The organism is Jannaschia sp. Os4, assembly GCF_016820245.1.
In the GTDB taxonomy this organism is placed as follows: domain Bacteria; phylum Pseudomonadota; class Alphaproteobacteria; order Rhodobacterales; family Rhodobacteraceae; genus Jannaschia.
Window position 1 is genome coordinate 1 of the sequence record NZ_JAFCAR010000004.1, and the last position, 24147, is coordinate 24147.

The 24147-nt window shown below is 72.7% G+C and carries 24 protein-coding genes and 2 pseudogenes; 7 read left to right on the top strand and 19 right to left on the bottom strand.

Annotated elements, in window-relative coordinates; all coding sequences use genetic code 11:
• Positions 1-124 (bottom strand): annotated as a pseudogene (locus tag JQC91_RS17995) (hypothetical protein); the annotation flags it as partial.
• A 2-nt stretch (positions 125-126) separates the two neighbouring features.
• Positions 127-921, bottom strand: a pseudogene (gene cobA / locus JQC91_RS08890) (uroporphyrinogen-III C-methyltransferase); the annotation flags it as partial.
• A 77-nt stretch (positions 922-998) separates the two neighbouring features.
• Between cobA and JQC91_RS08895 the strand changes: the two are divergent.
• The 6 genes from JQC91_RS08895 (at position 999) to JQC91_RS08920 (ending at position 6252) form a co-directional block, all read left to right on the top strand.
• Complete coding sequence (locus tag JQC91_RS08895; protein WP_203286487.1) at positions 999-2021, top strand: cobalt-precorrin-5B (C(1))-methyltransferase; 1023 nt, start codon at positions 999-1001, stop codon at positions 2019-2021.
• Between the two features lie 299 nt (positions 2022-2320).
• Positions 2321-3043, top strand: a complete 723-nt coding sequence (locus JQC91_RS08900) for a precorrin-6A/cobalt-precorrin-6A reductase (protein ID WP_203286488.1) — start codon at positions 2321-2323, stop codon at positions 3041-3043.
• Positions 3027-3662, top strand: a complete 636-nt coding sequence (locus tag JQC91_RS08905; protein ID WP_203286489.1) for a DNA-3-methyladenine glycosylase 2 family protein — start codon at positions 3027-3029, stop codon at positions 3660-3662. Before JQC91_RS08900 ends, JQC91_RS08905 begins: the two co-directional genes overlap by 17 nt.
• Positions 3659-4321 carry a prolyl oligopeptidase family serine peptidase gene (locus JQC91_RS08910; RefSeq protein ID WP_203286490.1) on the top strand — a complete coding sequence of 221 codons (663 nt, stop codon included), beginning with the start codon at positions 3659-3661 and terminating at the stop codon, positions 4319-4321. The genes JQC91_RS08905 and JQC91_RS08910 overlap by 4 nt, the downstream gene beginning before the upstream one ends.
• Before the next feature lie 133 nt (positions 4322-4454).
• A complete protein-coding gene (locus JQC91_RS08915; RefSeq protein ID WP_203286491.1) occupies positions 4455-5066 on the top strand; it encodes an HNH endonuclease in 612 nt (203 codons plus the stop codon).
• A 232-nt stretch (positions 5067-5298) separates the two neighbouring features.
• Positions 5299-6252: an agmatinase gene (locus JQC91_RS08920; RefSeq protein WP_203286492.1), complete on the top strand. Its 954-nt coding sequence runs from the start codon at positions 5299-5301 to the stop codon at positions 6250-6252.
• Here the strand turns inward: JQC91_RS08920 and JQC91_RS18130 are convergent.
• The 12 genes from JQC91_RS18130 to mazG form a co-directional block, all read right to left on the bottom strand.
• The gene (locus JQC91_RS18130; protein ID WP_203286493.1) at positions 6249-6626 is read right to left on the bottom strand and encodes an STAS/SEC14 domain-containing protein; all 378 of its coding nucleotides are present in this window, start codon (positions 6624-6626) and stop codon (positions 6249-6251) included. The two genes, JQC91_RS08920 and JQC91_RS18130, sit on opposite strands and share 4 nt — an antisense overlap.
• 67 nt (positions 6627-6693) lie before the next feature.
• On the bottom strand, positions 6694-7947 hold the full coding sequence (locus tag JQC91_RS08930; protein WP_203286494.1) for a sodium:proton antiporter: 1254 nt from the start codon (positions 7945-7947) through the stop codon (positions 6694-6696).
• A gap of 1 nt (position 7948) precedes the next feature.
• Positions 7949-8359, bottom strand: coding sequence for a cupin domain-containing protein (locus JQC91_RS08935; protein ID WP_203286495.1), 411 nt, complete (start codon positions 8357-8359; stop codon positions 7949-7951).
• Positions 8356-9264, bottom strand: a complete 909-nt coding sequence (locus JQC91_RS08940) for a DMT family transporter (protein WP_343069936.1) — start codon at positions 9262-9264, stop codon at positions 8356-8358. The genes JQC91_RS08935 and JQC91_RS08940 overlap by 4 nt, the downstream gene beginning before the upstream one ends.
• On the bottom strand, positions 9261-9839 hold the full coding sequence (locus JQC91_RS08945) for a GNAT family N-acetyltransferase (protein ID WP_203286496.1): 579 nt from the start codon (positions 9837-9839) through the stop codon (positions 9261-9263). The genes JQC91_RS08940 and JQC91_RS08945 overlap by 4 nt, the downstream gene beginning before the upstream one ends.
• A 61-nt stretch (positions 9840-9900) precedes the next feature.
• Positions 9901-11172 (bottom strand): phosphopyruvate hydratase, encoded by a 1272-nt coding sequence (gene eno, locus JQC91_RS08950; RefSeq protein WP_203286497.1) that lies wholly within the window; start codon positions 11170-11172, stop codon positions 9901-9903.
• 46 nt (positions 11173-11218) lie between these two features.
• The gene (locus tag JQC91_RS08955; protein ID WP_203286498.1) at positions 11219-12160 is read right to left on the bottom strand and encodes a DMT family transporter; all 942 of its coding nucleotides are present in this window, start codon (positions 12158-12160) and stop codon (positions 11219-11221) included.
• Between the two features lie 7 nt (positions 12161-12167).
• Positions 12168-12494, bottom strand: a complete 327-nt coding sequence (locus JQC91_RS08960) for a PilZ domain-containing protein (protein ID WP_203286499.1) — start codon at positions 12492-12494, stop codon at positions 12168-12170.
• Between the two features lie 66 nt (positions 12495-12560).
• Positions 12561-12980 (bottom strand): Fur family transcriptional regulator, encoded by a 420-nt coding sequence (locus tag JQC91_RS08965; RefSeq protein WP_203286500.1) that lies wholly within the window; start codon positions 12978-12980, stop codon positions 12561-12563.
• 35 nt (positions 12981-13015) lie between these two features.
• On the bottom strand, positions 13016-14392 hold the full coding sequence (locus tag JQC91_RS08970; RefSeq protein ID WP_203286501.1) for a YdiU family protein: 1377 nt from the start codon (positions 14390-14392) through the stop codon (positions 13016-13018).
• Positions 14393-14435: 43 nt separating this feature from the next.
• On the bottom strand, positions 14436-15362 hold the full coding sequence (locus JQC91_RS08975) for a nucleoside hydrolase (RefSeq protein WP_203286502.1): 927 nt from the start codon (positions 15360-15362) through the stop codon (positions 14436-14438).
• A complete protein-coding gene (gene mazG / locus JQC91_RS08980) occupies positions 15359-16153 on the bottom strand; it encodes a nucleoside triphosphate pyrophosphohydrolase (RefSeq protein WP_203286503.1) in 795 nt (264 codons plus the stop codon). Before mazG ends, JQC91_RS08975 begins: the two co-directional genes overlap by 4 nt.
• 49 nt (positions 16154-16202) lie before the next feature.
• Between mazG and JQC91_RS08985 the strand changes: the two genes are divergently transcribed.
• Positions 16203-17366, top strand: coding sequence for a M20 aminoacylase family protein (locus JQC91_RS08985; protein ID WP_203286504.1), 1164 nt, complete (start codon positions 16203-16205; stop codon positions 17364-17366).
• Here the strand turns inward: JQC91_RS08985 and gluQRS are convergent.
• The 5 genes from gluQRS to gyrA form a co-directional block, all read right to left on the bottom strand.
• Complete coding sequence (gene gluQRS, locus JQC91_RS08990) at positions 17332-18204, bottom strand: tRNA glutamyl-Q(34) synthetase GluQRS (protein WP_203286505.1); 873 nt, start codon at positions 18202-18204, stop codon at positions 17332-17334. The two genes, JQC91_RS08985 and gluQRS, sit on opposite strands and share 35 nt — an antisense overlap.
• Before the next feature lie 10 nt (positions 18205-18214).
• Positions 18215-18823 (bottom strand): methyltransferase domain-containing protein, encoded by a 609-nt coding sequence (locus JQC91_RS08995; protein WP_203286506.1) that lies wholly within the window; start codon positions 18821-18823, stop codon positions 18215-18217.
• Between the two features lie 46 nt (positions 18824-18869).
• Positions 18870-20234 (bottom strand): methylenetetrahydrofolate--tRNA-(uracil(54)-C(5))-methyltransferase (FADH(2)-oxidizing) TrmFO, encoded by a 1365-nt coding sequence (gene trmFO / locus JQC91_RS09000; protein ID WP_203286507.1) that lies wholly within the window; start codon positions 20232-20234, stop codon positions 18870-18872.
• Positions 20235-20282: 48 nt separating this feature from the next.
• Positions 20283-21143: a LysR family transcriptional regulator gene (locus tag JQC91_RS09005; RefSeq protein WP_203286508.1), complete on the bottom strand. Its 861-nt coding sequence runs from the start codon at positions 21141-21143 to the stop codon at positions 20283-20285.
• A 162-nt stretch (positions 21144-21305) separates the two neighbouring features.
• Positions 21306-24071: a DNA gyrase subunit A gene (gyrA, locus tag JQC91_RS09010; RefSeq protein ID WP_203286509.1), complete on the bottom strand. Its 2766-nt coding sequence runs from the start codon at positions 24069-24071 to the stop codon at positions 21306-21308.
• Between the last annotated feature and the right edge of the window lie 76 nt (positions 24072-24147).

Below are 24147 nucleotides of genomic sequence, written 5' to 3' on the forward strand. Positions count from 1 at the left end.
TGGCGATGATCCGCGTCCCGTCGCGCTCGGCGGAGGCCACGAGGTTGAACCCGGCGGCGCGGGTGTAGCCGGTCTTGATGCCGTCGGCGCCGCGATAGGCGTCGAGCAGGCGCCGGTTGGTGTTGCGGGGTCGAGGTTCCGGGGCGGGTGCCCCTCGGCCATCGCGCGCCAGTCCAGCACCTGCCGCAGGCTGACCGCATGGCCTACGCAGATGATCGCGGGCGGCTCCAGCGCGGCGGCTTCGGCGTCGGCGGCGCAAGTCGCCAGCGTCGTCTCGATCGTGCGCTGCCCGTCCAGCGTGGCCGTCGTCGTGATGGCCACGGGCTCGGACGGCGACCGCCCCGCGGCCACCAGCTTGGCCGCGATCTCCGCGAGATGCTTCATCCCCATGTAGATAACGAGCACTTGGCTCCCCCGCCCCAGCGCGTCCCAGTCGAGAGAGGTTGGCGCCAGCCCCCGCGCGTCGTGCCCCGTCACGAAGGTCACCGACTGGTTCACGTCCCGGTGCGTCACCGGGATGCCCGCATAGGCCAGCCCCGCGATCCCCGCCGTCACGCCGGGGATCACCCGGATGGGGACGCCGTGCTGCACCAGCGTCTGCGCCTCCTCGCCGCCCCGCCCGAAGACGAACGGGTCCCCGCCCTTGAGGCGAAGCACCCGCTTGCCCGCCCGCGCGAGGTCCACGAGCCGCAGCGAGATGTCGCGCTGCTTGGCCGACGGCTTGCCGCCCCGCTTCCCCGCGTATTCGTGCGCGGCGCCCTCAGCGAGCGACAGGATGCGCTCGTCCACCAGCGCGTCGTAGACCACGACGTCCGCCTGCCGCAGCGCGTTGGCCGCGTGCAGCGTGAGCAGCCCCGGGTCGCCCGGCCCCGCGCCGCAGAGCCAGACCGAGCCGGGCGCGAAGGCGGGCAGGTCGATCATGCCGCCGACGGTGCCCCAAGGGGCGGGGAAGGGGAAGGCGGTTGGCGACCCGGTGTGGCCATGGCACGACCCTTTCCATGACGGACGCGCCCAAGCTCCGCCGGGGCTGGACCACCGGCGCCTGCGCCGCCGCCGCCGCACAAGCGGCGGCCGAGGGGCTGTGGGGCGGGCGGGTGCCGCCGACCGCGTCGCTCGTCCTGCCCAAGGGCGAGACGCCCACCTTCGCCATCGTCGGCGCGCGCACGGGCGACGGCTGGGTCGAGGCGGGCGTGGTCAAGGACGCGGGCGACGACCCCGACGTGACCCACGGGGCGGAGGTGCGGGTGCGGCTGGCCCTCTCGGACCGGTTCGCCTTTGCCGCAGGCGAAGGCGTCGGCACCGTCACCAAGCCGGGCCTCCCCATCCCCGTGGGCGAGCCCGCCATCAACCCCGTCCCCCGCGCCATGATCGAGGAGGAGGTCGCCGCGGTCGCCGCCCGCCATGGCGCCACGCCCCACGTCACGGTCACGGTCTCCGTCCCCGGCGGGCGCGCCTTGGCGGAGAAGACGTGGAACCCCCGCCTCGGCATCGCGGGCGGCCTCTCGATCCTCGGCACCACCGGCGTCGTTCGCCCGTTTTCCTGCGCCGCGTGGATCGCGTCGATCCACCGCGGCGTGGACGTCGCCCGCGCCTCGGGCCTGACCCATGTCGCGGGCTGCACCGGGGCCACGTCCGAGCGGGTGGTGCAGGCGCTCCACGGCCTCCCGGACCACGCGATGCTGGACATGGGCGACTTCGCGGGCGGGATGCTGAAGTACCTCGCCAAGCATCCCGTCCCCCGCGTCACCGTCGGCGGCGGGATCGGCAAGATGGCCAAGCTGGCGCAGGGCGCGATGGACCTGCACTCGAAGCGGAGCCAAGTCGATCTCACGATGCTGTCGGACTGGGCCGGGACGGACCTGACGGGCTGCAACACCGCGCTGGAGGCGGTCACGCGCGCGCCCGCCTTGGCCGAGGCGGTGGCGGGCCGGGCGCGGGCGCGGGTGCGGGAGGTCGTGGAGGCGGAGGTCGACGTGGTCGTGATCGACCGCGCGGGGACGGTGCTGGCCCATGCCGGGTGAACCTCCGAGCGATGCGCCCGCGCGGGACGCGAGGCGCAGCCGAGCCGCGCATCGCCGGGCCGTCCCCACGGCACGGCGATCCATCACCGGTACCGCGACGTTCGAGCGTCGTGCGGGGGTGAGGGATAAAGCGCCTCGCGGAGAGGGCGCATCGCCGCGCCACGGCCCCGCGATGCGCTTCCGATCCGCGCCCCGGCCCCCGAGCCGGGGCCTTTCCCGTCACCATTCGTCGCCGACCCGGAGCGGGGCGCGAGCCGCGACCGAGGCTCCGGGCGACGTCAGAAGGGGGGGATGACACGATGACCCGCCCCGTCCTCGTCCTCGCCGGCACCGAGGAGGCCCGCCACATCCTCCACGCCGCCCGCGACCTCCGCCTCCTCGCCTCCCTCGCCGGCACCACCCGCAGGCCCCGCGACCTCCACCACCCGACCCGCGTCGGCGGCTTCGGCGGCGAGGACGGCTTCCGCGCCGCCTTGCGTGACGCCGCCGGCGTCCTCGACGCCACCCACCCCTTCGCCGCCACCATGTCCGAGCGCGCCGCCCGCATCGCCCGCGAGACCGGAACCCCTCACCTCCGCTACACCCGCCCCCCGTGGCCGTTCGAGCCCCACTGGCACCGCCACCCCGACGCCACAGCCTGCGCCGCCGCGCTCCCGCCCGGCGCCCGCGTCCTCCTCGCCACCGGGCCGGGGAGCCTCGCGCCGTTCGAGGACCGGATCGAAGACGGGGGCCTCCACCTCCTCGTCCGCCGCGTCGACCCCGCGCCCCCACGCGAAGGCGTCACGTGGCGAATCGGCGGTCCCGGCGACGCGGCGGAGGAGACCGCGCTGATGCGGACCGAGCGGATCACCCATCTCGTCACCAAGAACGCGGGCGGCGCGCGGCGCGGCAAGCTCGACGCCGCGCGCACGCTCGGCATCGAGACCCACGTCATCGACCGCCCCCCGCCGCCCCCCGGCGAGGAGACCCATGACCAAGCCGAAGCCCTCGCCTTCCTCCGCGCCCATGCCGCCCCCCGCTGAGCGCGTCATCCACTCCCTCGACGACGTCGCCGAGGGCGCCGCGTGGCTCGCCGCGCGCGACCCCCGCCTCGCCGCCGCGCTGGCCGAATGCCCCGACCTCCCGCTGCGCCGCGCGGGCGACGGCTTCGCCGCGCTCCAGCGCGCGATCCTCGGCCAGCAGGTCTCGGTCGCCTCCGCCCGCGCCATCGAGGCCCGCTGCGTGGAGGCGGGCCTCACCGACCCGGCGCGCGTCCGCGCCGCCAGCGACGACGACATGCGCGCAGCCGGCCTCTCCCGCCAGAAGATCCGCTACATCCGCGCCTTGGCCGAGGCCGACCTCGACTGGCCCGCCCTTCGCGCCATGCCCACCGACGAGGTGGTGCGGACCCTCACCGCCATCCCCGGCATCGGCACGTGGACCGCCGAGATCTACGCGATGTTCAACCTCGGGCGCGCCGACGTCTTCGCCCCCGGCGACCTCGCCCTGCAGGAGGCGGCGCGCCTGCTGCTCGACCTTCCGCACCGCCCGAAGGAGCGCGAGATGCGCGAGATCGCCGAACAATGGTCCCCGTGGCGCGGCGTTGCCGCCCGGCTGCTCTGGGCCTACTACCGCGTGGCCAAGGACAGGGACGGAATATGAGCCTCGACTTCGAACGCCGCGGGCCGGAGAACCCCGACCGCCTCGTCATCTTCGTCCACGGCTACGGCGCCAACGGCGCGGACCTGATCGGCCTCGCCGACCCGCTGATGGAGCACATGCCCGGCACCGCGTTCCTCTCGCCCGACGCGCCCGAGCGCAGCGCGATGAACCCGATGGGCTTCCAGTGGTTCCCGATCCCGTGGCTCGACGGCTCGTCCGAGGAGGCCGCGACCGAGGGCATGGAGCGGGCCGTCGCCGACCTCGACGCCTTCCTCGACGAGGCCCTCGCGCGCGAGGGCGTGGCCCCCCGCGACACCATCCTCTTCGGCTTCTCGCAGGGCACGATGATGTCGCTGCATGTCGGCCCCCGCCGCGCCGAGCCATTCGGCGGCATCGTTGGCTTCTCCGGCCGCCTGCTGGCCCCCGAGCGCCTCGCCGACGAGGCCGTGACCAAGCCGCCCGTCCTGCTCGTCCACGGCGACGCTGACGAGGTCGTCCCCGTCCAGCATCTCCCCGAGGCGATGGAGGCATTGGAGGCGGCAGGCTGGGACAAGCTCTACGCCCACGTCATGAAGGGCACCGGCCACGGCATCGCGCCCGACGGCCTGTCCGTCGCGCTGGCCTTCATGCGCGACGTCCTGGGGATCGACGCGGACTAGGGCGCCGCCGGCCCGGGGACCGCCACATCTACCCCCTTGCCGAACCGCGCTCCCCATATATGGTCCCCCCACGGAGGGCCGCGCGCCCGGCGACCGGACGCGCCGCTCCTCGGGGAGAGCGACCACGATGCCAATGCCGCAGACCACATCATCGGAGCCCGACAGTCGAAGCTTTCGCTCCGACTTCGTCCGCCAGTCCGCGGGGCTGCGCCACTTCCCGGCCCTCGTCCTCAACGCCGACTACCGCCCGCTGAGCTACTACCCGCTCTCGCTCTGGCCGTGGCAGGAGGCGATCAAGGCCGCCTTCCTCGACCGCGTGACCATCGTCTCCGAGTACGAGGAGGTCGTCCGCTCCCCCTCGACAGAGATCCGCATCCCCTCGGTCGTCGTCCTCAAGGACTACGTCGCGCCGCAGAAGACCGTGGCCTTCACGCGCTTCAACCTCTTCCTGCGCGACGAGTTCGCCTGCCAGTATTGCGGCGCCACGGGCGACCTAACCTTCGACCACGTGATCCCGCGCGCGGCGGGCGGCGTCACCTCGTGGCAGAACGTCGTCGCCGCCTGCGGGCGCTGCAACCTGCACAAGGGCTCCAAGTCGCTCAAGCAGGTCGGCTACACGCTCCGCAAGCCCCCGGTGCAGCCCTCCACCGGCCAGCTCATGAACCTCGGCCGCAAGTTCCCGCCGGGCCACCTGCACGAGAGCTGGATGGACTTCCTCTACTGGGACGCCGAGCTGGAGCCGTAAGAGCGACGCAAGCGCATCGGAGGGCCGTGGCATGGCGATCCGTCCCGTCCGCAACGCGCTTTATCCCCCACCCCCGCACGACGCTCCGGCGAAGCACCGTCGGCTCAGTATCGCCGTGCCGTGGGGCGGCCCGGCGATGCGCGGCTCGGCTGCGCCTCGCGTTCCGCGCGGGCGTGTCGCCCGACCGCCGAAGCACGCTGACACAGCTCCTCGGCTGCCCTAACCTCCACCCATGACCTACCGCCCCGTCTCCGGCATGGACCTCGCCCGCTTCGCCGGCATCCCCACCTTCATGCGCCTCCCGCACGTGCCCGCGGACGACCCCCGCCGCGCCGAGGTGGACATCGGCCTGATCGGCATGCCGTGGGACGGCGGCACCTCCAACCGCCCCGGCGCCCGCCACGGCCCGCGGAGCCTGCGCGACGCCTCCACCATGGTGCGCGAGATGAACCGCGCCACGGGCCAGGTCCCCTACGACCACGCGGCCATCGCCGACCTCGGCGACGCCCCCATGTCCCCCGTCGACCAAGACGAGGCGCTCGACGCCCTCGCTGCCACCGTCGCCACCGCCACGGGGCAGGGCATCCGCCCCCTCTCCGTCGGCGGCGACCACCTCTGCACCCTCGCCATGCTGCGCGGCCTCGCGCGCGCGGGCGCCCCCACCCCCGGCCTCGTCCTCCTCGACAGCCACACGGACCTCTACCCGCCCTATTTCGGCGGCCGGACCCTCACCCATGGCAACCCCTTCCGGCAGGCCGCCGCCGAGGGGCTGATCGACCCGCATCGCTCCACCATGATCGGGATGCGCGGGACGGCCTACGACACGGAGGACTTCGACCACGCCGCCGACCTCGGCATCGAGATCGTCACCACCGACGCCATGCTCGACCGCGGCCTCGCCGCCACCGCCGCGCTGGCCCGCGACCGCATGGACGGCGGCCCCGCCTACCTGTCCTTCGACATCGACTTCATCGACCCCGCCTTCGCCCCCGGCACCGGAACCCCCGAGGTCGGCGGCCCCACCTCGAACGAGGCGCTGCGCATCACCCGTGCCCTCCACGGCGTCGACCTGATCGGCGCCGACCTCGTCGAGGTCTCGCCCCCCTTCGACACCGGTGGCATCACCGCATGGCTCGGCGCCTCCGTCCTGTTCGAACTGCTCTGCCTGATGGTCCCGCGCTCCTAGGCCGCCGCCCGCCGGTCCAGCCACGCCACTGCCTCGGCCTCGGCCTCCAGCGGAAAGGCCGCGATCTCCAGACCCGGCACCAGCGCCCCCTCCACCTCCGCCACCCGCCGCAGCCACGCCGAATCGCTCAGCACCGCGCAGCGCTCGAACCGGTCCAAGAGCCGCAAGAGCCTCGGCAGACGCGACAGCTCCACCCCCAGCGCCCCGAGGCTCGGCACCGCGAACTCCGGGATGCGGTAGAGCATCCGCCCCCCGACGATGCCCTCGGCCATCTCCAGCAGGTCGTCGAGCCCCGCGCGCATCCCCTCGGCGTCCAGCGCGCCGCGCAGGGTCACGTCGAGGCGGTGGGGCGCGGGCTTGGTCACGGTCAGCATGGCGGCTCTCCTCCGGCGGCGTCGCCCGCACGGGACCACGCCCGCGCCCCGCGCGCGTTGACCCCCGTCAATCCGCCGCCGCAGCCGCCCCCGGCCCGACCCGCCGCGCCACCCGCGCGACCGTCAGCCCCTGCACGATGATCGAGAACAGGACCACGACGTAGCACGCCGTCAGCATCAGCGGCTTCCACTCCGTCTCCGGCAGCGACAGCACCAGCGCGACGCTGATCCCGCCCTTCAGCCCGCCCCACGTCATGATCCGCGTCACGCCCTCCTCCAGCGTGTCCGAGAACGGGCGCAGCAGCGCCACCGGCACCGCCACGGCGGCGAACCGCGCCACGAGGTGCAGCCCGATCGCCGCGACCCCGGCGAGGAGGTAGGCGCCGTCGAAGGCGATCGCGAAGACCTCGATCCCGATCAGCAGGAACAGCACCGCGTTGAGGATCTCGTCGATCAGCGTCCAGAACGTGTCGACGTGCCGCTTCGTCTCGACCGACATGCCGTCCCGCGTGCCCACGTCCCCGATCAGCAGGCCCGCGATCACCGCCATGATCGGCGCCGAGACGTGCAGCCAGAGCGACAGCTGGTAGCCCCCGAACGCCAAGGCCAGCGTGATCAGCACCTCCAAGGGCGGATCGTCGATCCGCCGCATCACCCGGAACGCCAGCCACCCCAGCACCGCGCCCAAGAGCGCGCCCCCGAACGCCTCCTGCACGAACAGGACCGCCGCCCCCGACAGCCCGCTCGCGTGCCCGTCCGCCGGGAAGGCCAGCCCCACCAGCACGAGGAACACCACGTAGGCCACGCCGTCGTTGAACAGCGACTCGCCCGCGATCTTCGTTTCCAGCGACTTGGGCAGGTTCGCCGCCCGCAGCACGCCCAGCACCGCCACCGGGTCCGTGGGCGAGATCAGCGCCCCGAACACCAGCGCGATCATCAGGGGCATCCCCGTGATCCACGAGAAGCCGACCCCGGCGATCACCGTCGACAGGCCCACCCCCAAGGACGCCATCAGCAGCACGAGCACCCATTCCCGCCGCAGGTCGTCGACCTTCACGTGCAGCGCGCCCGCGAACAGCAGCAGCCCCAGCATCCCCTCCAGCAGCGCGTCCGAGAACTCGATGTCCAGCACCACGGCCCGGATCGGCGCCTTGATCTCCCACGCGGGGAACAGCGCATCGAGGCCCAGCAGCACGAGCGAGGCCGCGAGCGACACGATCAGGATGCCGATCGCGGGCGGGGCCTTCAGGAACAGGTAGTTGACCGCGCCGAAGCCGGCGGCCGCCACCAGCAGCAGCGAGGTGAGCGTCAGGAGGTCCATGTCAGCCTTTCGGTATGTCGAAGCCCGGCGGGGCCAGCTCGAACCCCTCGAACACGAAGCCCGGCGCCACCGCGCAGGACACCAGCGACCAGTCGCCCGTCGTGCGCGCCGCCTGCCACTGCCCGGCGGGCACGATCCCTTGGAACGACAGGCCCGTGCCCAAGGTCACGTCGCGGGCCGGCCCCGCCTCGGTCGCCGCGACCGACAGCACCAGCGGCGCACCCGCGTGCCACAGCCACAGCTCGTCGGCGTCCACTCGGTGCCAGTGCGAGGCCCCGCCGTCGCGCAGCAGGAAGTGGATCAGCGTCGCCGCGCCCCGCCCCTCGCCGCCGGACCGGAACGTCTGCCGGTAGAACCCGCCCTCGGGATGCGCCTCGAGCCCGAGCGCCGCGATCACCTCGTCGGCCGTCATGCCGGCACCTGCGCCGCGCGCCGCTCGCGCGCGATCACGTAGAGGCCCACCGCGATCGTCACCACGATCCCCACGGCGGCCAGCCCGTTGGGCAGCTCGCCGAAGACCGCCCAGCCCACCAAGGTCGCCATCGGGATCTCCAGATACTGCATCGGCGCGAGCGTCGACGACGGCGCGTAGCGCAGGGACGCGGTCATCAGCAGGTGGGCCAGCGTCCCCACCAGCCCCGCGAGCAGGAGGATCGGCCACCACCCGCCGGGGAACGGGGCGGGGGGCGCCTCCGGCACCCCGAACGCGGCCAGCCACGCCGCCAGCCCCGCCGCCCCCATCGCCCCCGACGCGCCCTGCATGGCGACCGCGCCCACCTCGCGCGACAGGCGCCGCGTGATCATCATGAAGGCTGCGAAGATCACCGCCGTCGCCAAGGGCAGCAGCACGATCCACCCCACCTCCGCGAAGGCCGGCTGGATCACCATCAGCGTGCCGCCGAACCCCGCCACGCAGGCCGCCAAGCGGTGCGGCCCCACGTGCTCCCCGGCGAACAGGTGCCCGAACAGCAGCAGGATCAGCGGCATGACGAAGACGATGGCCATCGTGTCGGCCAGCGGCATGAACCGCAGGGCGGTGACGATGGTCCAGAGCCCCGCGACCTGCAGGGCCGTCCGCGCCGCCGTCAGCCACCACCCCGTCGCCGAGAACCGGAACGACTGGCCCATGGCCCACGCCGCCGGCACGAGCACGCCGCCCTGCACGAGGAAGCGGACCGCGATGATCGCCACCACGGCCAGCCCCGCCTCGGCCATCAGCTTCGACAGCGCGTCCGAGAACGGGATCGCGAGGCAGAACAGCACGATCAGCGACAGGCCCAGCACCGGACGGTCGGGCTGGGCGTCCGGCGCGGTCACAGGCGCGGCACCTGCGGCGCCGCGTCCTCGGGCAGCACCGTGCCGCGCGGATCGCGCATGATCTCAACCTCCCGCTTGGTCGCGACGAATCCCATGCGCCGATAGAATTGCAGAGCGTTCGGCCCATCAAGCGTGCAGGTGTGGACGTGGAACCGGAGCGGCCCGTCCCGGAACGCCCGCCGGACCGCATGCGCCATCAGCACCTTGCCCAAGCCGCGCCCCGCGAGGTCGGGCGTCAGCCCGAAATAGGCCAGCTCGCACGCCCCCTCCGTCCGGAAGTCGAGATCGAGGATCCCCCGCCCTTCGCCGCAGCGCAGCATGAAGGTCTCGTACCGGGAATCATCAATGATGTCAGATATTTCCGAGGCGTCCCTGAACAACGCCGACGCCCAGAGCCACGGCCCGCCGACGGCCCGGAACAGGTCCAGGTACGCCTCCACCGAGGGGGCCCACGCGACCACCTCGGCCTCGCTCGCGGGCACCTCCGGCAGTGCGGCGGGCGCCGCCATCTCCAGATGGGTCACGACCGCGGCGACATGCCCGGACGGCACCGCGTGGTAGCCTTCCGTCAACATCCGCGCCCCCTTCGATGGTCCGGAAATACTCCGGGGGTCCGGGGGCGGCGCCCCCGGCCGCTCAGCCGCGCAGGACGGACCGCCCCGCATAGCGCGCCTGCTCGCCCAGCATCTCCTCGATGCGGATCAACTGGTTGTACTTCGCCAGCCGGTCCGACCGCGCGAGGCTGCCGGTCTTGATTTGCCCGCAGTTCGTCGCCACCGCGAGGTCCGCGATCGTCGCGTCCTCCGTCTCGCCCGAGCGGTGGGACATCACGCAGGTCATGCGGTTGCGATGCGCGAGGTCCACCGCCTCCAGCGTCTCCGACAGCGTCCCGATCTGGTTGACCTTCACCAGCAGCGAGTTCGCCGCCCCCTTCTCGATCCCGTCCGCCAAGCGCTTGGGGTTCGTCACGAAGAGGTCGTCGCCCACCAGTTGCACCTTGCCGCCCAAGGCCTCGGTCAGCGCGACCCAGCCCTCCCAGTCGTCCTCGCCCATCCCGTCCTCGATGGACAGGATCGGGTAGTCGCGGACGAGGGCGGCGAGGTAGTCCACGTTCTCGTTCGAGGAGAGCGTCTTTCCTTCTCCGGCAAGGTGATACGCGTCGTCCTTGAAGTACTCGGTCGCCGCGCAGTCCAGCGCCAGCCACACGTCGTCGCCCGGCTGGTAGCCCGCCTTCTCGACCGCCTTCAGCACGAAATCGAGCGCGTCCCGCGTCGACGACAGGTTCGGCGCGAAGCCCCCCTCGTCCCCGATGCCGGTCGACAGGCCCGCCGCCGACAGCTCCTTCTTCAGCGTGTGGAAGATCTCCGACCCCCAGCGCACCGCCTCCGACAGGGACTCCGCGCCGACCGGCATCACCATGAACTCTTGGATGTCGATCGGGTTGTCCGCGTGCTCGCCGCCGTTGACGATGTTCATCATCGGCACCGGCAGGGTCCGCGCCGACGTCCCGCCGACGTAGCGGTACAGCGGCAGCGCCGCCGCCTCCGCCGCCGCCTTGGCCACCGCGAGCGACACCCCGAGGATCGCGTTGGCCCCCAGACGGCCCTTGTTGTCGGTGCCGTCCATCTCGATCATCGCGGCGTCGATGGCTTCCTGCTCGGCCGGGTCGAAGCCCACGAGCCCCTCGGCGATCTCGCCGTTCACCGCGGCCACCGCTTGGCGCACGCCCTTGCCCTTGTAGCGGTCCTCGCCGTCGCGCAGCTCCACCGCCTCGTAGGCGCCCGTCGACGCGCCCGAGGGGACGGCGGCGCGGCCCAGCGTGCCGTCCTCCAGCGTGACGTCGACCTCGACGGTGGGGTTGCCGCGGCTGTCGAGGATCTCGCGGGCGTGGATGTCGGCGATGAGCATGGGGGCCTCCGGTTCCGGTCCGTCCGCCCCCTACCGCGCGGGTGCCTCAGGGTGAAGCGCGAAGGCGAGCTTCCCGGATCAGGGTGTAGAGCCCCGCGGCGATGACGATCCCCACGCCGGCCAGCGTCCAGCGGTCGGGCCGCTCGCCGAACATGAGGGCCGCGAGCACGAGCGCGAAGAGCATCCGGCTGTAGCGGAACGAGGAGATGACGGCGATGTCGCCCTCCCGCGTGGCCGCCACGATGGTGACGTAGCCCAAGAGCCCGATGGCGAGGCAGGCGGCGAGGGTGGCCGCCTCTCCCCCGCTCGGGCGGACGGGCGCGACCCCGAGGGCGAGGTGCAGCGCCACGCCCGCAGGGACGAACGCGGCGAAGGCCAGCATCGAGAGATGCGCGCCCGACAGGTCCGGCGGGAGCCCCTTCGTGGCGAGGTCGCGGACGGAGAGCATCAGCATCCCCCCCACCGCGAGGAGGACGTAGGGGTCGAAGCTGTCGCCGCCCGGCCGGAGGATCAGCAGCACGCCCGCGAAGCCCACGAGGATCGCCGCCCAGCGGCGCGGCCCGACCCGCATCCCGAGGAACAGCGCGGCGCCCATGGCGACGACGAGCGGCGTGGCTTGGATCACCGCCGAGACCGTCGCCAGAGGGGCGAGGAGCAGGGCGGGCACGAACATCGCGCCGCCGATCCCGTCCGCCACCGTGCGCAGCACGACGCGGCGGTGCGCGAGGCCCGGCAGCCAGAGCGGTCGGCCGGTCGCCCGGAGCCATGCGGCGAGCACCAGCGCGCCTCCGCCGCCCAGCACCCAGAGGATCTGCGCTGCCGGGATCGCGCCCTGCAGCGTCTTGATGAGCGCGTCCTCCAGCGCGAAGCAGGCCATCGCGCCCACCATCAGCGCGCAGCCGCGCAGCGTCGTGCGGCGGTCCGCGTCGCCCTCGGGGAGGGGGGTCGGCGCGGTGCCCGGCAGGGGCGCGCCGGGGCGCGCGGTCATGCGCCCCTCAGGGCGGGAGCCAGCGGGACGCGCGCCGCGCCGCCCCGCGGGGCGGCGGGCGCCCGAGGATGTCGGCGAGGGCCGCCGGCCCGAGCGTCGCGTCGAACCGCACCCCGGCGAACCCGTCCGCCGTCCACCGGACCGTGCCGCGCAGGTGGAGGCGCCCGACGGACAGCTCGATCCATTCGCCGGCACGGACCCCGTCCACAATCAGCTTCGCCCCGCCCTCGGAGACGTCCATGAGGTGGGCGTCGCCCTCCGCCCCCTCGACGCGGACCGAGACGGGGCGGCAGGCCGGATACCGGCGGGCGCGGTGGACGAGCGGGCGCGACATGTCCCGGACGTCGCACGGGGAGGCTTACCGGACGGTTGCGGATCACTCGAACACGAGGCGCTTTCCTCACCCCCGCCCCGATCCGCGCCGGACGCCGAAGAGCTCCAGCCGGTGCGCCCGGAGGTCGTAGCCCAGCCGCGCGGCGATCCGTTCCTGCAGGGCCTCGATCTCGGGGTCGACGAACTCGATCACCTCGCCGGTCTGGAGGTCGATGAGGTGGTCGTGGTGGTCGCGCTCCGCGTCCTCGTAGCGGGCGCGCCCGTCGCCGAACTCCCGCCGCTCCAGAAGCCCGGCTTCCTCGAACAGCTTCACGGCACGGTAGACCGTGGCGATCGAGATGCCGGGGTCGAGCGCGGCGGCGCGAGCGTGGATCGCCTCGACGTCCGGGTGGTCCGACGCCTCCTCCAGCACGGTCGCGACGGTCCGGCGCTGGCCGGTCATGCGCAGGCCGGCGGCCTCGGCGCGGGACAGGAGGGTCGAGTCCATGGCCCGCGCCTAGCGCGGGGGGCACGGGGGGGCAATCACGTGCCGCAGAAGGTGCGGGTGACGCGCTCGGCCTCCGGCGCCGGCGCGCGGTAGGGCGCGTTGGCCCCGGTCTCCTCCCACGGCGCGGCGAGGACGGCGTGGAGCGCGTGGAACGGTTCGAGGTCGCCGCGTTCGGCGGCCGTGATGGCCCGCTGCACTTGGTGGTTGCGCGGGATCACGGCGGGATTGGCCCGGCGCATGGCGGCGCGGTCGGGACCCCGCGCGCGCCAGCGGGCCGTCCAGTCGGCGAGGCGCGGCGACGGGTCGGGGACGTCGTCATGGACGAGCGCGCGGAACGTCGAGGTGAAGTCGCGCCCGTCCTCGGCCATGACGTCGAGCAGTTCGTGCCCGAGGTCGCGGTCGTCCACGCCGATCTTCGCCCCGAGGACGGCGCGCCATTCGGCGTCGTAGAGGGCGGCGAACCCCTCGAGCGCCTCGGTCGCGGCGGCGACGGCCTGCTCCCGCTCGCCCATCAGCGGCAGCAGCGCGGTGGCCAGCTGCGCGAGGTTCCACAGCGCGATGTCGGGCTGGTTGGCCCACGCGTAGCGCCCGAACTGGTCGATGGAGGAGAACACCGTCTGGGGATGGTAGGCCTCGATGAAGGCGCAGGGGCCGTAATCGATGGTCTCGCCGCTGATCGTCATGTTGTCGGTGTTCATGACCCCGTGGACGAAGCCGAGGCCCATCCACGCGGCCACGGTACGGGCCTGCGCCGCCATCACGTGGCGGAGGAGGTCGAGCGGCGTGTCCGCCGCGGGGGCGTGGCGGGCGCGGGCGTGGTCGAAGAGGGCGCGCAGGCCGTCCACGTCGTCGCGGGCGGCGAGGATCTGGAAGGTGCCGACGCGGACGTGGCTGGCGGCGACGCGGGTGAGGACGGCGCCCGGAAGGGGGCCTTCCTGGCGCTGCACCGTCTCGCCGGTGGTGACGGCGGTCAGCGCGCGGGTGGTGGGGACGCCGAGGGCGTGCATCGCCTCGGAGACGAGGTACTCGCGGATGACGGGGCCGATCGCCGCCCGCCCGTCGCCCCCGCGCGAGTAGGGGGTGGGGCCGGAGCCCTTGAGCTGGATGTCGACGCGGGCGCCGTCGGGGGTGACGTGCTCGCCCAGCAGGAGGGCGCGCCCGTCGCCCAGCTGGCCGGACCAGCCGCCGAACTGGTGCCCGCCGTAGAGCTGGGCGAGGGGGGTCGCGCCCTCGGGGACGGCGTTGCCGGCGAAGACCTCCGGGGCGGCGCGCAGGGCCTCGGGGTCGAGGCCGAGGTCGCGGGCGAGCGCGTCGTTCAGCGCGATTAATCCGGGGGCCGCCACGGGCGTGGGCGCCATCCGGGTGTAGAGGCGCTCGGGCAGGGCGGCGTAGCTGGTGTCGAAGGCGAACATGGGTGTCAGGTAGGCGCGCGGGCGGCGGGGAGAAGCCCGCGTATCACAGGCGGGCGAGGCGCTCGGTCAGCAGGGCGAAGACGCCGTCCGCATCGACGTCCCCGAGGAACAGCGCGTTCGGCGCCCGGTCCGTCACGCGCCACCAGTCCGCGACCGTCATGCCGCGGGTGAGGTCGCTGCGGGTCTCGATCTCGACGTTGATCTCGCGCCCCGTGAACAGGTCCGGACGCAGCAGCCACGCGATCGTGCAGGGGTCGTGGAGCGGGCCGCCCTCGGAGCCGTACTTCTCGCGGTCGAAGCGGTCGAAGAAGCGCAGCCAGCCCGCCACGGCGGGGCCGACGCGTCCCGCCGCCTCGATGGCGTCGGTGCGGGCGGTCGTCGTCAGCACCTCGTGGGTCACGTCGAGCGGGACGACCGTGAGCGGGATGCCGGAGCGGAACACGATCTCGGCCGCCTCGGGGTCGACGTAGATGTTGAACTCGGCAGCCGGGGTGATGTTGCCCACCTCGAAATAGGCCCCGCCCATCAGGACGATGCGGGCGATCCTCGCGGCGACGTCGGGCGCGCGGTCGAGGAGCGTGCCGACGTTGGTCAGGGGGCCGAGGGGGCAGATCGTGACCGGCGCGGGCGCGGCGCGCAGGGTCTCGATCATCCAGTCGACGGCGTGGCCCTCGGCGGGCGCGGTCGTCGGCGCGGGCAGGTCGTAGCCGTCGAGGCCGGTCTCGCCGTGGACGTGCTCGGCGGTGCGCAGGGGACGGGCCATCGGCCGGTCGCAGCCCGCGCGGACGGGGCAGGGGACGCCCGCCAGCTCCACCGTCGTGAGGGCGTTGCGGGTGGTGGTGGCGAGCGGCACGTTGCCGGCGACCGTGGTGATCCCGAGCACGTCGAGTTCCGGCGAGGCGAGGGCCAGGAGGATGGCGACGGCGTCGTCCTGGCCGGGATCGGTGTCGATGATGATGGGGGTGGTCATCGCGTGGCCTCCGCCGCCTTGGCGCGCGACCACGCCGTCTCCTTCGCGTCCATGCCGAGGTCGGGGAGCGCGGTCCCGTCCGCCCGAAGGTCGGCCTCCATCGCGTTGAACCGGCGCTCGAACTTCGCGTTCGCGTCGCGCAGGGCCGTCTCCGCGTCCACGCCGAGGTGGCGGGCAAGCTGGGCCACGGTGAAGAGCAGATCGCCCACCTCCTCCGCGCGCGCGTCCGGCGAGGCCTCGGCCACCTCGCGCGCCTCCTCGGCGACCTTGGCGAGGACCCCCTCGGCGTCGTCCCAGTCGAAGCCCACCCGCGCCGCGCGCTTGCCCAGCTTCTCGGCCCGCATCAGCGCGGGGAGGCCCCGCGCCACGCCGTCCAGCGCGCCGCCCTCGCCGCGGCCCGCGCGCTCGGCGGCCTTGACCCGCTCCCAGTCGGACACTTGGTCGTCGGCGGACTTCTCGCGGCTCTCGTCGCCCCAGATGTGCGGGTGGCGCGCGATCATCTTGAGCGCCACGCCCTCGGCCACGCGGTCGAAGTCGAACAGGCCCCGCTCCTCGGCCATGCGCGCGTGATAGACCGTCTGGAGCAGCAGGTCGCCCAGCTCGCCCTCCAGTTCGTCCCACGCCCCGCGCCGGATCGCGTCGTCGACCTCGTAGGCCTCCTCGATCGTGTAGGGGGCGATCGTCTCGAAGGTCTGCTCGATGTCCCACGGACAGCCGCGCGCGGGGTCGCGGAGGCGGGCCATTACCGCGAGTAGGCGGTCGATGCCGGTGGTGGTGAGCGCGTCGTCCATTGCGGGGCCTCCCTTGCGGGTCCACTATCAGCGCGAAGGAGGCCCGCCCATGCCCGTCATCAATTCCCTCGCCGCCCTCGAGCCGGAGATGCGCGAATGGCGCCGCTGGCTGCACCGCAACCCCGAGCTGCAGTTCGACCTGCCCAAGACTAGCGGGTTCGTCGCCGACAAGCTGCGGTCCTTCGGCGTGGACGAGGTGCACGAGGGGATCGCCGAGACCGGCATCGTCGCGATCATCGAGGGGCAGGGGGACGGCCCGACGATCGGGCTGCGCGCCGACATGGACGCGCTGCCCATCCATGAGACTTCGGGCGTCGCGCATTCCTCGGAGACGGACGGCAAGATGCATGCCTGCGGGCATGACGGGCACACGACGATGCTGCTGGGCGCGGCCAAGCACCTCGCCGAGACGCGCAACTTCGCGGGGCGGGTGGCGCTGATCTTCCAGCCCGCCGAGGAGGGTGGCGGCGGCGGCGACGTCATGGTCCGCGAGGGGATCATGGACCGGTTCGGCATCGGGCAGGTCTTCGGCATCCACAACGTTCCGGGCGTCGCGGAGGGCGTGATCCAGACGAACCCCGGCGCGCTGCTGGCCGCGGTGGACGAGTTCAACTTCACCATCCGCGGCGTCGGCGGGCACGGGGCCATGCCGCACGAGACCAAGGATCCCGTGGTCGCCGCCGTGGGGCTGGCGACCGCGCTGCAGACGGTGGTCAGCCGGAACCACAAGGCGACCGACGACCTCGTGCTGTCGGTGACGCAGATCCACGCGGGCACGGCGAACAACGTCATCCCGGGCGAAGCCAAGCTGTCGGGCACGGTGCGGACCTTCGCCGCGGAGGTGCGCGACATGGCCGAGGCGCGTATTCGGGCCATCGGCGCGGGCATCGCGGCGACCTACGACGTGGAGGTCGACCTGTTCTACGACCGGGGCTATCCGGCGACGATCAACGACCCCGACAAGGCGGGCTTCGCCGTGGACGTGGCGCGCGAGGTCGTGGGGGCCGACAAGGTCGAGCCGGACACCACGCGCCAGATGGGCGCGGAGGACTTCTCCTACATGCTGGAGGCGCGGCCCGGCGCCTACGTCTTCCTCGGCATCGGGGAGGGCGCGCCGCTGCACCACCCGGACTACGACTACAACGACGCGGTCTCGCCGGTCGGGGCGTCGTTCTTCGTCAAGCTCGTCGAGACGGCGCAGCCGCTGCGCTAGGCCGTCGGTCCTCGACCGCCGGGACGGTGCGGTCCTGTCGCAGGCGTGCCTTCAGCGCCTCGGCCGACCACCCCGCCTCGCGGTAGGAGGCGAGGGACCGCGCGTCGTCCCGCTTTGCCAGCCGCCGTCCGTCGCCGTCCCGCACGAGGTCGTGGTGGAGGTAGCCGGGCGTCGGCAGGCCGAGCAGCCGTTGCAAGGTCACGTGGATCGGCGTGGCGTCGGCGAGGTCCTCGCCCCGCGTGACGAGGCCGACCTCCTGCGCCGCGTCGTCCACCACCACCGCGAGGTGGTAGGACGTGTCCCACCCCCGGCGGGCCACGACCACGTCGCCGACCATTGCCGCGTAGGCGGCGGGCTCCATCCGTCCGGGGCCGAGCCGGTCGTCCTCCCATGAGAGCGGTTCCGTGACCGCAGCGGCGTCGAGGCGGAGCGCGGCCCCCTCGGGGCGCGGGCCGGTCCGCGGCGCCGATCGGCAGGTGCCCGGATAGACCACGCCGTCGGGGCCGTGCAGCGGCGCGCCCTCCTGCGGGGCCGCCGCCTCCCAGACGTCGCGGCGCGAGCAGGTGCAGGGGTAGAGCAGGCCCTCCGCCCACAGCCGGTCCAGCGCGCCCGCGTAGGCCGCCGTCCGCTCCGACTGGCGCATCACCGGGCCTGCGGGCGGGAGGCCCAGCCATTCGAGGTCCGCGCGGATCGCCGCCTCCCAGCGGGGCTTGGACCGCTCGGGGTCGATGTCCTCGATCCGCAGCCGCATCTCGCCATGGTCGGCGGCGACCATCGCCGCCCACGCATGGCCCAGATGGAGCGGCCCCGTGGGCGAGGGCGCGAAGCGGGTGATCATGGGCGGCGGATCACAGGCGGCGGAAGGCCATGATGGTCGCGTGGCGGTCCAGCTTCTCGAACTGGCGGACATGCTCCGCGTGCTCCAGACGCGCGCGCCCGTCGATCTGGACGTCGGCCACGGCCTGCAGGTAGTCGCGCTCGACGATGGTGTCCTGGTTCATCGTCAGGGCGAGCGCCATGCCCGGACGCATCGCATCGACGATCGCGCCTAGGAGAGCGGCGGGACCGGCGCCCACGCTGATCACGCCCGCCGCGCAGACCGCGCCCACGTCGTCGGCGAAGCGGATCGGGGCGTCCGGGTCGGACACAGCGAGGCTGCGGTAGACGCCCTTGCCCTCGGCGATGGCGATCATCTCGGGGGTGAGGTCGCTGCCGTCGATCCGCGCGAAGCCCGCTTCGCGCAGCGAGAGCCCCGCCAGCCCCGTGCCGCAGCCGAAGTCATGCACCGCCACGTCCGTGCCGACCAGCCGCGCCAGCGCCCCGGCAGTGCGGGCCGCGCCGAGATAGCCGCTCTCGGCCATGTCGGCCTCGTAGCGCGAGGCCCATTCGGCATACATCCGGCGGGTGTCCTCGGGCGTGCGCCCGGCGGACCAGAGGTTCTGCGGCAGATCGATCATGGGTGCAGGGTAGGACGGCCCGGACGTTCCGTCACCCCACGCGCCTTCACTGCGCCGCGAGCGCCGGGGCGCCGCCGCCCGCCGTGAGCCATGCGGCCCAGTCCGCCTTGGCGCGGTCCGTGTAGGCCTTGTAGCGCGCGGGACGGTTGCGGCGCCCGCCCCGGACCTCGACCGGGGGGAAGAGCCCGAAGTTGACGTTCATCGGCTGGAACGTCTTGGCCTCCGCGCCGCCGGTGATGTGGGTCATGAGCGCGCCGGTCGCCGTGGTCGGCGGGACCGGGGGCAGGGCGCGCCCCTCCGCCTCGGCCAGCGCGAGGCGGCCCGCCAGCATCCCCATCGCCGCCGACTCGACGTAGCCCTCGACGCCCGTGATCTGGCCCGCGAAGCGGATGTGGGGCCTCGACCGCAGGCGCATCTCGGCGTCGAGGAGGGTCGGCGAGTTGATGAAGGTGTTGCGGTGGATGCCGCCCAGCCGGGCGAAGCGGGCCCCATGCAGCCCGGGGATCATCGACAGCACCTCCTTCTGGGCGCCGTACTTCATCTTCGTCTGGAAGCCGACGATGTTGTAGAGCGTGCCGAGCGCGTTGTCGCGGCGCAGCTGGACCACCGCATGCGGCTTGGTCGTCGGGTCGTGCGGGTTCGTTAGGCCCACGGGCTTCATCGGCCCGAAGCGCAGGGTTTCGCGACCGCGCTCCGCCATCACCTCGATCGGCAGGCAGCCGTCGAAGTAGCCCGCCGTCTCGCCCTCCTTGAACGGCGTCGTCTCGGCGGCGAGCAGGGCGTCGATGAACGCCTCGTACTCGTCGCGGGTCATAGGGCAGTTGAGATAGGCGGTCCGCTCCTCCTCGGTCTCGCCCTTGTCGTAGCGCGACTGCCGCCATGCCACGTCCATGTCGACGCTGTCGGCGTGGACGATGGGCGCGATGGCGTCGAAGAAGGCGAGCGAGTCCTGCCCCGCCTCCGCCGCGATGGCCGCCGCCAGCTTGGAGCCGGTCAGCGGGCCGGTCGCCACGATCCACCGCCCGTCCCCGGGCAGGGCATCGACCTCGCCGGGCACGACCTCGACGTTGGGGTGGGCGTGCAGGCGTTCCGTCACCGCCGCGGAAAAGCCGTCGCGATCCACGGCCAGCGCGCCGCCCGCCGGGAGACGGTGCCGGTCCGCCATCTCCATGACGAGGCCGCCCGCCGCGCGCATCTCCCAGTGCAGGAGGCCCACCGCGTTCTGCTCGTCGTCGTCCGAGCGGAAGGAATTCGAGCACACCATCTCGGCGAGGTCGCCCGTGCGGTGCGCGAAGGTTCCGACATGCGGTCGCATCTCATGGATCACGGCCCGCCCGCCCCCTTGGGCGATCTGCCACGCGGCCTCGGCGCCGGCCATGCCGCCGCCGACTATATGGATGGGATCGGTCATGCCGCGCGTCCTAGACCGACGCGCGGCGCGGGGCCAGCGGGGAGGCGGCTATTCGGCGGCGGTCTGCAGCGCGGGGCGGGGCGGGGGGCGTCCGGCCTGCGCGCAGCACCAGTCCATCACCGCCTTGAGCGTCGCGTCGCCATGCCGCGTCTCGTGATACGCGATCCACAGCTCGAAGGGCCGCCCGTTGTCCGGCAGGTCCGCGCGCACGAGGCGCGGATGCTCCTCCGCGAGGAAGTCCGGCAGCAGCGCGGGCAGCCCGCTCGCGACGCAGAGGCCGAGCACGGACGGCATCTCCTCGACCCGGTAGGTCGGCATCGGCTGCGCGTCCGGGTAGATCGCGCGCAGGTCGTCCGCGTCGGGATACTTGTTGGAGATGCCGATCCACCGTCCGTCGGGCGTGTGGTCCCGCCCGTGATAGACGGCCAGTTCGAAGTCGAGGTACTTCTTCGCCCGCAGCCGCCCTCCCTCGGGACGTCCGAGGCGGATCTGGAGGTCGGCCTCGCCCAGACCCTGCGCGTAGACCTTGTCGGTCAGGTTCAGCCTCAGATGCGGATGCAGCGCGGTGATCTCCGCGATCCGAGGCGCGATGAAATGCGTGTGGACCGCCGGCGGGGCGGCGATCTCGAAGGCGACCGGCTGGGCGCCGTCGTCGGCGTGGAGGTCCGACAGGGTCGTGCGGAGCGACTGGTCGAACCCTTCCGCGAGCCGCGCGAGGCTCAGCGCCGCGTCCGTGGCGACCCATTGCTGGCCCCGCTTCTCGAACAGGGCGGAGTCGAGATCCTGGCTGAGACGCTCGATCCGGCGCGACACGGTCGCGACGTTCGAGCCGAGGTAGCGGGCCGCCGCCGACATCGTCCCGTGCCGGATCATCGCCAGCACGTATTTGAGGTCGTCCCAATTATCCATCGCGGGGATCCAGTCTCGTTCATGCGAAGCCGCGCCGGGGCGCGCAGGCGCGGAAGCAGCCGCCCATGCAACCCCGCTATTCACATTAACGCAAAGTCCCGCGCTAGGTTCCAGTTCCGCGACGTCAAGAAAAAGTTCCGCGTCGCGGCAACGTGTTCGCGGTCACGCCTCAGGTGCCGGACCGCCCTCCGTGTCGATCGCCACGTCTTCGTCCACCTCCGACCCGTCGTCCGCGACTCGCGCCACCGAAACGACGACCTCGCCGTCCCGCGGCTGGATCACCCGGACGCCGCCCGCGCCGCGGGAGCGGAACGAGATGCCGTCGATTGGAACCCGGATCGACTGGCCGCGCGAGGTGGCGAGCATGATCTGGTCGCCTCCCTCCACGGGGAAGGCCGCGACGATCTCTCCGGTCGCGAGGCCCTTCTTGATGGCCGTCACGCCCATGCCGCCGCGCCCGCGCACGGGGTAGTCGTGGGACGACGACAGCTTGCCCGCGCCCATCTTGGTCAATGTCACGATCAGGTCCTCGGCCGCCGACATCTCGGCGTAGCGCTCGGTCGTGAAGTCGCCGCTCGCCTCGACCGGCTCCTCGTCGTCCTCGGCCCCGTCCTCGTCCGCCACGCCCGCCATCGCGCGCCGCATCTTGAGGTAGGCGGCGCGTTCGGCCGGATCGGCCTCGAAGTGGCGGATCACGGCCATCGAGACGACCTCGTCGCCCTCGGCCAGGCGGATGCCGCGCACGCCGGTGGACTCCCGCGAGTTGAACACCCGCACGTCCGTCGTCCGGAACCGGATCGCGCGGCCCTTGGCGGTCACGAGAAGGACGTCGTCCTCCTCCGAGGCGATGCGCGCGTTGATGAGGCGGACGCTCCCGTCCTCGGGCAGGCGCATGGCGATCTTGCCGTTGCGCATGACGTTGGCGAAGTCCGACAGCCGGTTGCGCCGCACGTCGCCCGCCGAGGTGGCGAAGACGACCTGCAGGTCGGCCCACTCCTCCTCGTCGCGGTCCACCGGCATCACGGCGGCGATGCCCGTCCCGTGGTCGATCGGCAGCAGTTGCGTGAGCGGCTTGCCCCGCGCAGTGCGCCCGCCGGAGGGCAGTCGCCACGTCTTGAGCTTGTAGACCATGCCCGTGACCGTGAAGAACAGGAGCGGCGTGTGCGTGTTCGCCACGAACAGCGTCGTCACCGCGTCCTCGTCCTTGGTCGCCATGCCCGACAATCCCTTGCCGCCGCGCCGCTGGGTGCGGAACTCCGACAGTGGCGTGCGTTTCGCGTAGCCCGAGGCCGTGATCGTCACGACCATGTCCTCGCGCTCGATCAGGTCCTCGTCGTCCATGTCGCCGGACCACTCGGTGATCTCGGTGCGGCGCTCGACGGCGAACTGGCCGCGCACCTCGCGCAGCTCGTCGGAGATGATCGACATGATCCGCGCGCGGGAGCCGAGGATGTCGAGGTAGTCGGTGATCTTGGCCGCGAGCTCCTCCAGCTCGTCCGTCACCTCGCGCACGCCCAGCTGGGTCAAGCGCTGGAGCCGGAGGTCGAGGATCGCGCGCACCTGCACCTCGGACAGCGAGTAGGTGCCGTCCTCGTTCACCGTGTGGGTCGGGTCGTCGATCAGGCGGATGTAGTCGGCGATCTCCCCGGCGGGCCAGCGCCGCGCCATGAGCGCCTCGCGCGCGGCGGCCGCGTCGGCCGACGCGCGGATGGTGGCGACCACCTCGTCCACGTTCGAGACGGCCACGGCGTAGCCGCAGAGGATGTGCGCCCGCTCCCGCGCCTTGCCCAGCTCGAAGGCCGTGCGCCGCGCGACGACCTCCTCGCGGAACGCGACGAACGCCGTCAGCATCGCGCGCAGGGTCAGCTGCTCGGGCCGCCCGCCGTTCAGCGCGAGCATGTTGCAGGGGAAGGACGTCTGCATCGTGGTGAAGCGGAACAGCTGGTTCAGCACCACCTCCGCCGTGGCGTCGCGCTTGAGGTCGATGACCACGCGCACGCCCGTGCGGTCGGACTGGTCCGACACGCCCGCGATGCCCTCGATCTTCTTCTCCTTGGACAGCTCGGCGATCTTCTCGACCATCATCGCCTTGTTCACCTGGTAGGGCACCTCGTCGACGATGATGGACGCGCGGCCCCCGGCCTCCTCGACGCGGGTCCTCGCCCGCACGATCACGGAGCCGCGCCCTTCGGTGTAGGCCTTGCGGATGCCCGTCCGCCCGAGGATGATTCCACCCGTCGGGAAGTCCGGGCCGAGGATGTGCTCGTTCAGCTCCTCCGACGACAGGTCCGGCTGCTCGATCAGCGCGAGCGTCGCGTCGATCACCTCGCCGAGGTTGTGGGGCGGGATGTTGGTCGCCATGCCCACCGCGATCCCGCCCGCGCCGTTGACCAGCATGTTGGGGAAGCGCGCGGGCAGGACCGAGGGCTCGAGGTCCTTGCCGTCGTAGTTGGGGACGAAGTCGACTGTGTCCTTGTCGATGTCCGCCAGCAGCGAGCCGGCGGGCTTGTCCATCCGCACCTCGGTGTAGCGCATGGCCGCGGGGTTGTCCCCGTCCATCGAGCCGAAGTTGCCCTGCCCGTCGAGCAGCGGCAGCGACATCGAGAAGTCCTGCGCCATCCGCACGAGCGCGTCGTAGATCGCGGAGTCGCCGTGCGGGTGGTACTTGCCCATCACGTCGCCCACGGGGCGCGCCGACTTGCGGTAGGCCTTGTCGAACGTGTTCCCCGTCTCGTGCATCGCGTAGAGGATGCGGCGGTGCACCGGCTTCAGCCCGTCGCGCAGGTCGGGGATCGCGCGGGAGATGATGACCGACATCGCGTAGTCGATGAACGAGGTCCGCATCTCGTCCACGATCGAGACCTGCGGCCCCTCGTGGGGCATGCGCTCGATCTCCTGGTCCTCGGGGGGCGTCGTGTCGTCGCTCATGCTCTTAGTCCTGTCACAGCCGCGCATCCTGCTACCCCTCGCGGGGGAGTCGCGCCGTCACCGCTACATATAGGGA